Annotated in this window: 13 protein-coding genes; 8 read left to right on the top strand and 5 right to left on the bottom strand. The window is 55.5% G+C overall.

What is annotated here, in order from left to right; all coding sequences use genetic code 11:
• Window positions 1-70: 70 nt before the first annotated feature.
• Together PHI64_RS22095 and PHI64_RS22090 are read right to left on the bottom strand one after the other, a co-directional pair.
• Window positions 71-799, bottom strand: coding sequence for a hypothetical protein (locus PHI64_RS22095; RefSeq protein WP_299888061.1), 729 nt, complete (start codon window positions 797-799; stop codon window positions 71-73).
• Between the two features lie 9 nt (window positions 800-808).
• Complete coding sequence (locus tag PHI64_RS22090; RefSeq protein WP_299888058.1) at window positions 809-1510, bottom strand: TnsA endonuclease N-terminal domain-containing protein; 702 nt, start codon at window positions 1508-1510, stop codon at window positions 809-811.
• Between the two features lie 450 nt (window positions 1511-1960).
• Here PHI64_RS22090 and ssb point away from each other — a divergent pair, with 450 nt between their 5' ends.
• The 8 genes from ssb to PHI64_RS22050 all read left to right on the top strand — a co-directional run bounded on the left by ssb (window position 1961) and on the right by PHI64_RS22050 (window position 11018).
• Window positions 1961-2518 (top strand): single-stranded DNA-binding protein, encoded by a 558-nt coding sequence (gene ssb / locus PHI64_RS22085; RefSeq protein WP_299888055.1) that lies wholly within the window; start codon window positions 1961-1963, stop codon window positions 2516-2518.
• Between the two features lie 236 nt (window positions 2519-2754).
• Entirely contained in the window at window positions 2755-3081 is a 327-nt protein-coding gene (locus PHI64_RS22080; protein ID WP_299888052.1) for a hypothetical protein, read from the top strand.
• Window positions 3078-4361 (top strand): site-specific integrase, encoded by a 1284-nt coding sequence (locus PHI64_RS22075; RefSeq protein WP_299888049.1) that lies wholly within the window; start codon window positions 3078-3080, stop codon window positions 4359-4361. The genes PHI64_RS22080 and PHI64_RS22075 overlap by 4 nt, the downstream gene beginning before the upstream one ends.
• Window positions 4354-5904 (top strand): site-specific integrase, encoded by a 1551-nt coding sequence (locus PHI64_RS22070; RefSeq protein WP_299888046.1) that lies wholly within the window; start codon window positions 4354-4356, stop codon window positions 5902-5904. The genes PHI64_RS22075 and PHI64_RS22070 overlap by 8 nt, the downstream gene beginning before the upstream one ends.
• Entirely contained in the window at window positions 5897-7933 is a 2037-nt protein-coding gene (locus PHI64_RS22065) for an integrase (protein WP_299888043.1), read from the top strand. The genes PHI64_RS22070 and PHI64_RS22065 overlap by 8 nt, the downstream gene beginning before the upstream one ends.
• Window positions 7934-7949: 16 nt before the next feature.
• A complete protein-coding gene (locus PHI64_RS22060; protein WP_299888040.1) occupies window positions 7950-8387 on the top strand; it encodes a hypothetical protein in 438 nt (145 codons plus the stop codon).
• Window positions 8388-8605: 218 nt separating this feature from the next.
• Complete coding sequence (locus PHI64_RS22055; RefSeq protein ID WP_299888037.1) at window positions 8606-9604, top strand: CBASS cGAMP-activated phospholipase; 999 nt, start codon at window positions 8606-8608, stop codon at window positions 9602-9604.
• Window position 9605: 1 nt separating this feature from the next.
• Window positions 9606-11018, top strand: coding sequence for a nucleotidyltransferase (locus tag PHI64_RS22050; RefSeq protein ID WP_299888035.1), 1413 nt, complete (start codon window positions 9606-9608; stop codon window positions 11016-11018).
• Between the two features lie 11 nt (window positions 11019-11029).
• On the opposite strand, the gene PHI64_RS22045 is transcribed toward PHI64_RS22050, so the two are convergent.
• From PHI64_RS22045 to PHI64_RS22035, 3 genes are read right to left on the bottom strand one after another with little or no spacing between them, the layout of a single operon-like run.
• The gene (locus PHI64_RS22045; protein WP_299888032.1) at window positions 11030-11500 is read right to left on the bottom strand and encodes a Mov34/MPN/PAD-1 family protein; all 471 of its coding nucleotides are present in this window, start codon (window positions 11498-11500) and stop codon (window positions 11030-11032) included.
• Entirely contained in the window at window positions 11488-13104 is a 1617-nt protein-coding gene (locus PHI64_RS22040; RefSeq protein WP_299888029.1) for a ThiF family adenylyltransferase, read from the bottom strand. Before PHI64_RS22040 ends, PHI64_RS22045 begins: the two co-directional genes overlap by 13 nt.
• Window positions 13101-13346: a hypothetical protein gene (locus tag PHI64_RS22035; protein WP_299888026.1), complete on the bottom strand. Its 246-nt coding sequence runs from the start codon at window positions 13344-13346 to the stop codon at window positions 13101-13103. The genes PHI64_RS22040 and PHI64_RS22035 overlap by 4 nt, the downstream gene beginning before the upstream one ends.
• Window positions 13347-13547 lie beyond the last annotated feature (201 nt).

Here is a 13547-nt window from a genome sequence, read left to right as displayed (position 1 = left end):
GGTGTTCGTCGGCAAACAGGTCAGTCTTGATGGCACTACGCTGTTTCATCGGGATAAGCTGCAGCAGGGGTCAGGACGATGTAATTTTACCAAGGGTGGGCAAGCTGAGGTTTTTCGAGGCGCCCTTGAGTTCGGCGTAGGGGATGCCGCAAATCGTTATCAGCATCTCGTAATATGCCTCTCTCCAAGTCATCCGCTGGCTCTTTACATACGATGTGTAGGCCTTTTCACATTTATCACGAACCTCGTGTGCGGGGGCGCTGGAGGCAGTCTCCGGCTTTGTCCTGCGGACGCCGCGCTTGCTACCTTTGACTTGTTTTTTTTGCTCGTCGCTGTCTGCACTTGTCTGAATGAATTCACGAACGACTATCGCAGGATTGCGTCCCGCTTGCAGCCAATTAAGAACCCACCGCTTCACGGTACGCTGGCTCAACTTCATCGACTGGGCAACAGCTTTGATTTCGCTCGCCAAGGCTTGTGGGGTCTGCAGTAGGCCTGGCTTTTGCGAAATAATAGAGGTCGCTTCGATTACATTCTGGAGCCTTTTAGCAGCACCTGCCGGAAGGCCGGTCGGCAAAGATGTGAGTCTTAGGAATGGATCAGTCGCTTTCTCTAGAGCTCCCAGACTCAGCAGATCAACCCATTCTTCGTAGCTGAATTTAAAGGGAGTCTTCTCGTGCTCGGTGTCCATGTCGATGAGCACGATGGCCTCAAAGTTGATCAAGTCGATGATCCGCACCGGCCCGGTGATTTTCTTCAAGGGTCTCGTGGGGCGATAGATTTCATGAATCTGAAACATGGGTCCTCCTCAGAGCTTCAAGTCGACCGTGTCGCGGTGAGTCAGTTTCTTTGTGTCGATATCAATTCTGCTGTCGCGGTTCCAAACTGCGGTGCCGAGGAGCGCATGTCCGGTGTGTACGTCAACGCTCATCGAATCTATGGTCAGGTTCATGATGTCGTTGAAGGAGAGCGAGGGAGCCCAGTGATCTTCAAACCTGCGACTGAATGCGACGGGATTGATGCCTGACTGCGTAGCCCTTTCGTCGTTTAGCGCAGTTTCGAAAAACATGAGATTGCTAGCCCGGATAGCGTGAATGTTGTCTTCTGTCACCAGAATCCAACGTATGCCTCTGCGATTCCAGTAGATCCGCTCTAGTAGAAGTTTTTCAAGGCTCCGTGAGGTCAAGTCGTTCTTAAGCTTTGCGCTGATAGCCACGAGTTCCATTCCATCTGGCCGCGCCAGCGTAAGTAAAAAGTCAGTTGTCAAGACTGTCGGAGTGCTGGTGCCGGGGAAAAACGGGTGGCGGATTCCGAGCTGTGTCGCGATAAATTGGGTCTCCTCCCACGGCAGCAGCGCGAACTGTTCTCTTATGTCAAGCGTGGCACTGCCATACTCGGCAAGCAGGTGCACTTTGAGTTCATGATTGGACAGGTAGGCATGGTTACGACCGGTGATTCGGCTACGAACCATGCTTGATGTACCTTCTGATGGAACATCGCGTACATACATGAATGGTTGATAAGCCTGAGCGTCGCCCTGACCGTATCCTGCGTTGATCCACTGCCGAACAATCGCTGGAGTTGGTCTCCTCGATTTAGTGCCTGCCACAAGCTACTTTCCCGCACCTTGTTGTCGCTGCCGCAGCGACAACCTCAGCTCTGTGCAAGTCAAATCTGTTGTTCTGTGGCTCATTTTTGGTCCTTGTCTGTGCCGGAGCTCGACCGCCAGTGCTCAGGTTGGGTGGTAGGGGCTGTGCTATCTGCGCCTACCGTTGCATGAGGTAAACTTGCTGGAACCTTGCACACCTTGCGTACGGCAGACTGGCAGCTTGCTGGATCATCCTGTGATAGAGGGTATACTAATTGGACAAAATTAATTGTCCCTAGACATCGTAAAAATGGACAAATTAATTGTCCCTTAGACAAAATTAATTGTCCCTAGACATTTCAGGAGAGATATATGGCTTCGGTCAACAAGGTGATTCTTATCGGCAACCTGGGCAAGGATCCCGAAACCCGCTATGCACCCAGTGGCGACGCGATCTGCAACATCACCCTGGCCACCACTGACACCTGGCGCGACAAGGCCAGCGGCGAGAAGCGCGAGGCTACCGAGTGGCACCGTGTGGCATTCTTCGGCAAGCTCGCCGAGATCGCCGGGCAATACTTGCGCAAGGGCAGCTCGGTGTATGTTGAAGGCTCCCTGCGTACCCGCAAATGGCAGGACAAGGATGGTCAGGACCGCTACACCACCGAGATCCGTGCCGACGAGATGAAGATGCTCGGCAGCCGTCAGGGCATGGGCGGCTCCGATGCGCCATCCCGCAACGAAGGCGGTTTTGGCGGCGGGGCTTCTTCCGGCGGTGCCCGGGACAGCAGCGGGCGTGATGGTGGCAGCTACGGTGGCGGTCGTGATTCCGGTTACGGCGGCAGCGCCCCGGCACCGGCCAGCACTCCGGCGCCCAAAAAGCCGGCCTCTGGCGGTTTTGGTGATTTTGATGACGACATCCCTTTTTAGCGCCCACCTGCTAGAAGTAAGTAAACAAACCCTGATAGGTTACTGACCTGTCAGGGTTTTTTATTTGTTTACGTATTTTTTATCTGTGCTATATTTTTTGTGTAGGGTGTACCTTGTGGATATTGTTAATAGTCTGCTCATGATCAGCCCGTTGAAGGCGAGTAGCCCCCGCGATTGATAAATCGCGAGTAGCCGCAAGCCCGAAGGGCGCGCAGCCGCAAAGCGGCGGAGGTGGTATGGCGAGTAGAAGGAAACCATTTGATGACGCCGACCTGGATCGGCTTAGAGAGGTCTCGATTCCAGATGCCCTCACTCGCATTGGGTTGTATTGGAAGGTTGATCCGGATTTTTTACCCGAAAAGAATTCAAAAACGCAGCGGCTTTATGTGAGTGTTGGGTCGCGAGTCGTCGAGTTGCTGGTAACCGATATGAAGTGGTACGACGCGAGAGCTAAAAAGGGCGGAGGCGGAGGTATTGATTTGGCGATGTATCTCTTAAGCTTAGATTTTGTTCATGCCGTGAAGGCGCTAATCAACGTTGTAAGTGGGGAGCGTCGTCCGTGACTACTGGGTATCGGGTTAGTACGGTAGTGTATGGGAGTGGCGAGCGTCTGCCGATGCTTATTGGGTCTGATGGTGTGCCATTGTTCGAGCCGACCATTTTTGCTTTGACCGAACTTAGGGCTAGGAATCGGGCGGCAAACACAATTAGTAACTCGTTGCGTGGAATTTTGGTTTTCTATTTGTTTCTTGATCTGAACGGCATTGATCTAAAGAGGCGTTTGGCCGAAGGGTACGTGCTCGCTATGGGCGAGATAGAGGATTTGGTTAGGCTTTGCAGGCTTCCTATAGAAGAGATTGTTTCGCAGTCCAATCAGGTTGAAGCCATTTCGATAGCGGAAAAAGTAGTTTCGTTGGAGAAGCATCGGCAACGTCCTGCGACTGGCATGATCAAGGAGATAGTTCCGGCGTTTGCTGCGACGCGTTTGCGTTGCATTCGTGATTACCTGAACTGGCTTCTGGCAGATCGATCATTCAGGTTTGCAGCCTCCAGTGACTTTCGGTCATCACTGGAGGCTGCAAGGAAGTTCGTTGTCGGAGCACTTGACGCGAGGTTACCAACTGGTGATAACCGAGGTTATCTCGGTCAAAGGGAGGGGCTCGATACAGACTCTGTGACGGAACTTCTGCGCGTTGTCGATCCAGGTTGCCCTGATAACCCCTGGCATGACGAACATTCTCGTTTCCGCAATGAGTTGGTAATTCTGTGGCTTTATTACTTGGGGTTACGTAGAGGGGAATTGTTAGGAGTTCGTGTATCTGACATTGACTTTCGGAAAGGCTCGGTCATCGTCGCCAGACGAGCGGATGATCCAAACGATCCGCGTAAGAATCAACCTAATGTGAAGACAAGGGCGCGAGAGATTCCCTTGTCCAAGTTGCTCCAAGACAAGACTCATGCCTACGTAATCAAATATCGGTCTGCATTGCCTGCCGCGCGAAAGCACGGGTTCGTATTTGTGGCATCCGATAGCGGTGCCCCGCTATCGATTCCATCATTTGCGAAGATTTTCAATGTCCTTCGTGCCAAGTGCCCTGGCCTACCGCGCAATCTGTTTGCGCATCTTCTTCGCCATACCTGGAATGATCGATTTTCGGAAGAAATGGACAGGCGAAACGTCGGGGATGAGACTGAGAAGAAGACTAGGTCATATCTAATGGGGTGGTCCGAAACGTCGGGGACGGCCGCCACTTACACTCGAAGACACGTTCGACAGAAGGCTAAAAATGCGTCTTTGGAGATGCAGAGTCGGATGCAGGCGAGGGGTAAGAACGATGAATAATCGAGCGAAAAATGCGATGTTGCGGGAAAGCATCGGCACTCTTCCTCAATATGTTCGAACCCGAAATGGGGCGCTCTTTGATCCTCATACAGATCGCTGGGCATTCAGAGACAGCACCAAGACTCTAAGTCTGGACTTTTCCAGGCTAGATGTCTCGCCTACGTTGTTGAGGTCATTCAAAGCGTCTCTTGTTTGGTACGCCGAAAACAAGTCATCTCATCACCTCAAAAATATGTACGAAAGATTCGCACATTTTTTGAAAGCAATATGCGTCGACGGACGTAAGGTGGCGGAGATTTCGGCTGACGATTTACTGAATTACCGCGCTTCATTACAAGCCGACCAGCGATGGTACGTGGGAAATCTTTCTGGGTTTCTCCAGAAATGGCACTCCTTGAATCTTCCGGGAGTTGCTGCCGACACCATTGCCCTGTTGAAGCAACTTCGGATAAAGGGAAACCGAAAAGGCGAAGCCATTCTCACAATGGATCCTGAGAACGGGCCATACACTGACATTGAGTTTGAGTCCATTTACTCCGCGTTGGATGATTCCTATGAGTCTGGCAAGGTTGGCTTAGGCGATTACCTGTTGGTTTGGCTCTTTATGGCGCTTGGGCAGCGGCCAATCCAGTATGCCGGCCTCAAACTCTGCGACGTTGTAGTTAGTGCAGGAAAGGATGGTGCCTCGGTCTATACACTCAAAATTCCTCGCGCAAAGCAGCGCGGACAGCCATCGAGGAGCGATTTCAAAGATCGTGTCCTGATTCCTCAAATTGGTGAAAGACTGGTCCAGCATCGAGAAGATGTCAGGGATGCTTTTAGATCCATCCTGCCAGATTCAGATCAGGCACCACTGTTTCCAGCTAAACGCTCTCGGAAAAATGAGCCTCAGGGATTTGAGTATCACCGAACAGCGGAATCTTTGGCCAGTACGTTAAAAGGTGTCCTGAATCGCCTGAGCGTGACCTCAGAACGCACAGGCCGAGCGATTCACATTACGGCAACTCGGTTTCGACGCACCTTAGGTACTCGCGCTGCTGTCGAGGGGCACGGTGAGTTGGTTATTGCCGAATTGCTTGATCACACAGATACGCAAAATACAGGGGTATATGTCCAAGCAGTGCCGGCCATTGTCGAGCGTATTGATCGGGCGATGGCGTTGCATCTGGCTCCACTGGCACAAGCCTTTGCTGGATTGATCATTGAAGACGAATCTCAGGCGTCACGTGTTGGTGACAAGTCGAGCAGGATATGTGATCCGAGATACGAGGCTTCGATGAAACCGATGGGGAGCTGTGGAAAACACGGCTTCTGCGGGTTTTTGGCGCCAATTGCTTGCTACACCTGCCGCAGCTTTCAGCCATGGCTCGATGGTCCGCACGATGCGGTACTTGAGCATCTTATTGGTGAGCGGGAAAGGTTGCTTGTGGGAGGCGATGTGCGTATTGCCTCCATCAACGATAGAACAATCCTGGCCGTAGCTGAAGTGGTTAGAAGGTGCGATGAAATACGTAACGGTCGGGAGGCCGTCGAAAATGTCTGACGTGATTCTCTTTCGCCCGAAAGCTGATCTTGATGCAGCGGGAAATCTCGCTGGCTTTATCGAGTCCTGTCGAAATGGTCTGACAATTTTTGGTGCTGACTTGGATTTCGACGCCAATGTTTGGGATATTACAGATGCAGTTGGCTTAAAGGGCCGCGGCAGGAGTAGACAACGTCTGGTCTTCAGTGCCTCGGATAATCAGCCAGACCACGCAGGGGCTTGGATGGACGATAGATTTCGTCCGTTCGCTAAAGCCTATATGCGCTACATGCATGGATTTCGTCCAACCAAAGTAGGTGGTTTTCGATTGGCGGCGTTGCGTGTATTGGAGTCTGTACTGTCAGAAAATGGCTTGGTCCCCGATCCCGTTCGAATTGATGCGCTCATTCTGAATCGCGCGGCGCAAGTGATTGTTGATCGTTACAGCGAAGCGGCAGCATATCGAATTGGCGGGCAGTTAGAGATGGCCAGTGAGTTCCTTGCAGATAATCGCCTAACCTCGGTGCCCACCAAGTGGCGGAATCCGATCAAACGTCCGGGGGATGCGGTCCGCGTAGGCAAAGAGTTCGATGAACGTCGGCAGGAGAAAATGCCAACGGAGGCGGCGTTGGATGCCTTGCCGAAGGTCTTTCGGCTCGCAACAGATTCATTCGATGTAATTGTTAGCTCGGTTGCCGCCATTCTGTGTTCAGCGCCGGATCGCATTAACGAAGTTCTGATCCTTTCTGATCTTTGCGAAGTTCATCAAAGTGCAGGAAACGGTAAAGCTGATGCTTACGGCCTGCGGTGGTGGCCGGCAAAAGGGGCTGATCCGATGGTGAAGTGGATTGTGCCGTCAATGGCAAGCGTTGTTCAGGAAGCCATTGGGAAGATACGCTCCGTAACAGATGAGGCGCGCCAGATAGCGAAGTGGTACGAAGAGCATCCTAGTGAGATATACCTTCATGATGAGGTCCGTCATTTGCGGAACGCTGAGTGGCTGGCAATGGATGACGTTGCCAAGATTATCGGCTTCGAATCCTCCGCGTCAGCACGTGCGTGGTGCAAGGGACATGGCGTCAAGCCAGTCACGTATGAGAAATCGAAGCAGGTGCGTTTTGTCGATATTGAGGCTGCGGTCGTAGAAATGCTGCCTGCTGGCTTCCCGTTCCTAGAAAAGGAAGCGGGCCTCAAGTACAGCGACGCGTTGCTGGTAGTTTTCACGAACCAACTTCACGCTCAGCGCGGAACCTACCGATGCATGATTGAGCCAGTCTCCGTCAATCAGATCAACAGCGGACTTGGCGGACGGGCCGAATACGGCTTTAAATCGATCTTCACAAGATTCGGCTTTACTGAATCGGATGGCAGCCCAATCAAGGTAACTACGCACCAATTTCGGCATTACCTGAATACGCTTGCTCAAGCTGGCGGCATGAGCCAGGTAGACATCGCCAAGTGGTCTGGACGAAAGGATATTCGTCAGAACGCTGCTTATGATCACGTAACCCCGGATCAGATGCTTCAAAAGATCAGGGATGCCGTCGGTGACGAAAGCCAGATGTTTGGCCCTCTGGCAGAAATTCCAAAGAAGGTTCTTATTCCTAGGGATGAGTTTGCGCGCCTCAGAATACCGACGGCACACACGACGGACCTTGGGTTTTGCGTTCACGACTACACAATGTCACCGTGTCAGTTGCACTTGGACTGCATTCATTGTGAAGACTTAGTCTGCGTCAAAGGTGATGAAGAAAAAGCGATGCGTCTTCGCCAGAGTTTGGAAGAAGCGCGGGAGTTACTTCAGAAGGCCGAAGATGCATTAGCTGCAGGGTATGCCGGTGGTGACCGCTGGTTGTTGCACCATCAGACGACGGTTGAGCGTTTGTCGCAGTTGTGCTCAATAATGGATGATCCGCTTGTGCCACTTGGCGCGGTCGTTCAATTGGCACCGTTGCGTGGGGTAAATAGGGTTAATGATTCATCGCGCATTGTTTTGCCATCAATTCAGCCAATGAATCCTCCAGCTGGATTGTTGTCTGAAATCTTATAGTCAATGGGGGGATGATATGGCGAAGCAGCAACCTAAGAGAAGATCGAAGAACATCGGCGATGATGAAATAAAAAAAATTGTTGAAATTCTTGATGGATGGTTCGATAAATTAAGTTGGGAGTTGCTGATTGATGCTATTGAGCTGCGCATGTTAAATCGATATACTCGGCAGGCGCTTTACAAGCATGAACGCATACGCCATGCTTTTGAGCTCAAGAAACGAGAGTTGACTAATGGAGGTGCGGATAAAAAACGAGTTGCATCACCGCAGTTGCAGATAGCCTTGGATCGCATTGATCGTTTGGAAGCAGAAAATCGACGGCTTGAGTCCGAGAATAACATGCTCTTGGAGCAGTATGCGAGGTGGGCATATAACGCACATGCCCGAGGACTAGATCATGAATTTCTCAATCGTCCTCTGCCGAGCGTGAATCGTGGCCAAACAAAGAGATAAAGAGGATAAGCGCGCAGGATGGTGATGATGAGCAAGAAATCGCTCTCTGAGCGTCGCCTGATTGCTAGACGCGGCTTCTGAGGTTTCTGCATCGGCCTGTTGGATCTAGATGAGCGAATGACCGCTTTACAGCGTCGAAACGAGGACTGTTGGGTGAACGAGCGCATACCCATTGATTGGTATTCTTCACCTCCAGAACTTAGATAGGAAGAGAAAGTATGTCGTGGACAAAAGACCGGCCTTTTCAAGCTTTGGCATTGACCGGCGGAGGCTATCGAGGCCTGTTCACGGCACGCGCACTGCAGGAGATGGAAGATCATATCGGCGAGCCAATTGGCCGGCGGTTTGACCTGTCTTATGGCACCTCGATCGGCGGGATCATCGCTCTGGCCGTGGCGTTCGAAGTCCCCATGCAGAAGGTGGTACAGGCCTTCGAGGAGTCTGGTGAGAGGATCTTCCCCCCGCGCGAAAAGCCTACAACACGTGTCGGCAAAGGCTGGGACATCGCAAAACACTGGAACAGGCCGCGCTACCGTTCACAGGCCCTGCGTGACGTGATCACAAGCCTGATCCCCGAGGAGGCCACCCTCAACGACGCCAAACACGCCGTCGGCATCCCAGCAGTAAATGTGACCAGCGGCCGGCCGCAGGTCTTCAAGACCCGGCACAAGGCCGAGTGGACGCGCGACTGGAAGTATCGGGCGGTGGACGTGGCCCTGGCAACCTCGGCCGCCCCGACGTTCTTCGAGCTGGCTGAGCTAGACGGCCACCGCTACGCCGATGGCGGCTTGTATGCCAACGCGCCGGATCTATTGGCGCTTCACGAGGCCGAACACTTCTTCAGCGTCCCCGGTGATGCCATTCGCATCCTCAGTGTCGGCACGACGACCAATATGTACTCTCTGTCCTTCGAGTCTGGCCGCGAGCTGGGCATCCAAGGCTGGATGGATGACAACCGCCTCTTCTCCGTTACGATTTCATCGCAGCAGCAGTTGGTGGACCAGCTGATGCAGCACAAGCTCAAGGATCGGTATTTCCGCCTCGACGCGCTCCCGTCCAACGAGCAGGCCAAGGATCTCGGCCTGGACGTAGCCACCGAGGCGGCACGGCGCACGCTGTTGGCCCTGGGCAAGAAAGCGGCCAGCGACATACTCAACACGAAGTTAGCGCCATTCCTCAAGCACGAACCCCAGTTGACCTTGGTCCGGGGAGGCTGAAGTGGGTCACGCCAGCTCGCTGTTCAACGGCGCAGGTGACCAGACCTTAATCAGTCGCGTCAGCCCAACGACGCAGCAGCGCGAGTTCTTGCAAGCCAGCTGGAACGACTTGGCCGAGCACCTAAAGGTCTCGCTCAAGGCCAAGCACGGCTACACGATTTCCACGTGGCTTCAGGGCTCCTACAAGTACGGCACGCTGATCAAGCCCGTCCACTCGGGCGAAGAATACGACGTCGACCTTGGCGTTTACTTCGAATGGGGGAAGGGCACGGACATTGAGCCCACAGCTGACCAGCTGCGCCGCTGGGTGCAGCAGGCGCTCATCGACTACCGTGGCCAGTGCGTTGAGATTCGCGCCGTAGCGGAGCCGCCTAAGGAACGCTGCTCGCGGGCGTCCTACCAGCATCAGTTCCACATCGACACGCCGGTCTACCACCTCAATACGGACACCGACAAACGACGGCTGGCTTGCCTGACGAACGGTTGGGAAGCCAGCGACCCCAAGGCCTTCTACAAGTGGTTCCGGGATGCCCTCACCGGCGGTGAGCGTGAGCAGGTTCGCAGGTTGATCCGTTACCTGAAGGCATGGGCAGCAGTGTCGTTCGACGACATCCCCGATTCGCGCCCGTCCTCGATCTTCCTCACTGTCCTGGCCACCAAGGCGTACTCCGACATCTGGTTCGCCCGCCTTTTGGGTCTTCCCGATGACGATGCCCTGATCTCCATCATCAGGGCAATTCATGGCCGGCTGAACCGGGACCGCCGTGTCCAGAACCCGGCCACCAAGGAAGAAGAGAACCTCAATCGAATGAGCGATGAGGCTTGGGTCGCCTTTATCCCGCGGCTAGACACGCTGCTGGACGTCGCTGAGCGTGCTGCCGACGCGGCCGACGAGGGGGCTGCGGCACTGATCTGGTCCGAGGCGTTTTCCTTTCTGATGCCGCTACCGAACGTAGATGAAGTTGAGCTGGTGGACGAGCGGACCTCACGGGCCTTGATGCAGTTACCGGACATCGACATCGCGGTCTACACGGGGAGTGGTGAGCAGCGCCGTCTTGTGACTAATCATCGCAATCAAGTCGCCGGCGTCGCCAAGGGCAGCACGCTAGTCTTCACGATCACCAACCCTCACATAGTCCCGCAATTCGCCACCATCGAATGGACGGTGCGCAACAAGGGGCTGGACGCAGACTCCACCAGTGACCTCGGTCATCGCCGAATTGGAATGCAGTTGCTGCAGGTAGAAGAGCACGCACAGTACTTCGGCACGCACCACATGGACTGCATTATCCGAGTGAACGGCCAAGTTTATGCCGCGCGCCGTGTGCCCGTCACCATCTGTGATGTTCAGCCTAAGGTCCCGGCCCCCGCACGGCCGGCATACACGAGGTTGAGCATGAAGCGCCGACGTTGATCCGGCAGCCTTTAGTAAGGCCCGAGCAGTTGTCGGTGGCCGTTGCCGTGCGTTAACTCTACGTGCAGGGTGTGTCGCCCCACGATAACCGCCAGCAGCGGGCGCTTGTCGGCGCGTGCCTTGGCCAATTTTCGCCACTCGTCCAAATCGATGGCTGAGGGTGTGGGAATGTCTTGCGGGTGCGTATGCCACTCACCAATGTAACGTGTCGTGCCTCCGGTGGAGCGCCAGAGTCGCCTTGCTACTGTGCGGTGCCCGAACGGCAACCGTTCGAAGAGATAGCGGAGCTGGCGGTCCAGACGCGTGGGCGTGGTGGCCAGAGTAACCAGCAGGCCGCGCTCGTGGACGGTCCCCAGTAGCACGCCGCCGCTCTCAGGGAGGTCGCCCGTCTGGACGTTCCTCTCGAACACGCCGCGAACGCTGTCGGAGAAGTTCAGCAGGACGCTGCCGTCTGGCAGCGTCCAGTCGCTCACATGGCGCATGCGGGGCATCCTTCGTACCTTTGGGGGGAACAATCCTTGAAGCGGACCTCGTGAGATTGATCGAGCACGCGCGTTCTGAAGCTGGGTGAGTCGGAGCCATCCAGCCAGGCCTGCACCATCTCCATCGCGAGAGCAGCCGCCTGTACGGACGCGGAAGCAGGGAAAGCGACGTACAGGCCTTCGCAGCCATAACCCTTCATGATGACCTCCGGCGGCACGTCGAACACGCGATACTGGTCCCTCAGGGGCGGCTGTGACACGCAGCGCGCGCAGGCGTACTCTGGCTTGGCCTTCAGTAAGGCACGGACGGCCAAGCCAGAGCCTTCTACCCAAGCCGACAAGAACGGTACCTTGTCCGCGTACTTCCAGGTGAGCCAATCGGTCAGGCCCTGTTCCCCCGTGGCGTCGATCAGCAGGTCCAGCGGCCCCAAGTTCACAGCTTTGACATCCCCCACGACGGCCACAGCATCGATGCCCGGCGCCACACGCCTGAGCTCATCGCACATGGCCTCCGCCTTCTTCTTGATCAGCGCGCTGAAACCGAGGCGATGGCGTCCAAGGTTGCCAGGCTCAAGCGAGCCCATGTCAACCAGCGTCAGCTTCCCACCGACCGTGCCCGCGCCTGCTTTCGCGAGCATCTCTGCGAGATAGCCGCCAATGGTCCCGCACCCAACCAGCCCAACCTTGAGCCCCGCGAGAGTCTTTGAGCCGGGGAGGTTGCGCTCAGCAAGGTACGGGTCGTCGATGCGGCACACGGAGATTCGATGGAGCGGCAGGCGGTAGAGGAGCTCGCGCAGCGACGGCTTGTTGCCCGTTCCGGCGGGATCGCGCTTGAGGGCCACCTTGATGCCGTACTTAACCTGTGGCGAATCGATCAGGACCAGCACCCGGGGCACCTTCACCCGAAACATTTCCATGAGGCGCTGCTCGACCTTCTTGCCGCACCTCGGGTCCAGCGTGTTCTGCCACTTCAGGAAGGCCTGGACGGTCCTTGGCGGCCAACCTTCCTGCAGCGGCATCGGTCTTGCCTTGGTACACACGCGAAACGCAGGCAACTCGACCTTGGGCAATCCAAGGCCGATGGCTTCCAGCTTTGCGTGGGTACGAGCCTTGTCGTCCGTAACGATGCTCGTTTTCCCGTCGAACGTGTAGGCGCCCAGACTGCCGGACCGGCGCTTATCGACGTCCAGTAGACACCAATCGCGGCTCCATGTGATGGGAAACTCCTCCGCTAGGTCCTCGACCATTTTGCCGGCCAGGATGTCTTCCAATACTTGTTCTGCACGGTCAAGGCAGGCCATCGTCTGGCGGATCGGGTCAAAGAAATCGAAAATCACCGAGCCCAGCGCCAGATAGCACAGGTACCCATTCGCGCTGAGGTGTGGCTGCAGTTCAGGACGCCCCGACGGAACCGGCGTCAGCCAAACACGGGGAAATTCATCGAGCCCCGGCGATACAGCTATCTCACACGGGTAGTTCTTCGCCTTCAGCCGCAGCTCGCCGGCGAATCTCATCCAGCCGAGCCCGTCGCGCCTCAAGTAGGAAAAGCCGCGTTGATGAAGCGCGGCAGTCAGGTCAGGGATCGCGACCTTCGCGAATTTCATCCAGCACGTGTCCGCCCGACTAGTTCGGACGGGCCGGCGATCGCCGGGGAAGAGGCGATGGTGGCGGCCACAGCGGAAGCTGCGGCACCGACCTTGACGCGGTCGGGATGGGCAGGGAAGCGCGGCCCAAACAAGCTCTGCATCCAGGCGCACGCCTGCGCTGCGTTGCCGGCATCCATGGCCGCCTGCAGTCTGCGGCCCATATCCTCGAACTGGAGTGCTGCCTGCTCGACCATGTCCACGTCGTCGCTCGAGGCTCGGAGCCGGTCGGTCAACGATTCCTTCGAGTTGACCGGATTGTCTACGCCCTCGCGAAGTCCCCCCGCGTCAGACTAGTTGTCGCCTCGATAGAATCCTAAATTCGGGGGCGATGATGAGAGAACGACGTGGCGCGATACGGACAGGAATTCAAGGATAGGGCGGTGGCGAGATTGCTGCCGCCG

Source organism: Zoogloea sp., from assembly GCF_028689785.1.
GTDB lineage: Bacteria > Pseudomonadota > Gammaproteobacteria > Burkholderiales > Rhodocyclaceae > Zoogloea.
The sequence above is the reverse complement of the archived record's forward strand: the minus strand, read 5'-3'. Positions and strand labels throughout refer to the sequence as shown.

Coding starts and splice junctions, on each gene's coding strand:
- PHI64_RS22095 (WP_299888061.1), bottom strand. CDS start 799: ATGTTTCAGATTCATGAAATCTATCGCCCCACGAGACCCTTGAAGAAA.
- PHI64_RS22090 (WP_299888058.1), bottom strand. CDS start 1,510: ATGTATGTACGCGATGTTCCATCAGAAGGTACATCAAGCATGGTTCGT.
- ssb (WP_299888055.1), top strand. CDS start 1,961: ATGGCTTCGGTCAACAAGGTGATTCTTATCGGCAACCTGGGCAAGGAT.
- PHI64_RS22080 (WP_299888052.1), top strand. CDS start 2,755: ATGGCGAGTAGAAGGAAACCATTTGATGACGCCGACCTGGATCGGCTT.
- PHI64_RS22070 (WP_299888046.1), top strand. CDS start 4,354: ATGAATAATCGAGCGAAAAATGCGATGTTGCGGGAAAGCATCGGCACT.
- PHI64_RS22065 (WP_299888043.1), top strand. CDS start 5,897: ATGTCTGACGTGATTCTCTTTCGCCCGAAAGCTGATCTTGATGCAGCG.
- PHI64_RS22060 (WP_299888040.1), top strand. CDS start 7,950: ATGGCGAAGCAGCAACCTAAGAGAAGATCGAAGAACATCGGCGATGAT.
- PHI64_RS22055 (WP_299888037.1), top strand. CDS start 8,606: ATGTCGTGGACAAAAGACCGGCCTTTTCAAGCTTTGGCATTGACCGGC.
- PHI64_RS22045 (WP_299888032.1), bottom strand. CDS start 11,500: ATGCGCCATGTGAGCGACTGGACGCTGCCAGACGGCAGCGTCCTGCTG.
- PHI64_RS22040 (WP_299888029.1), bottom strand. CDS start 13,104: ATGAAATTCGCGAAGGTCGCGATCCCTGACCTGACTGCCGCGCTTCAT.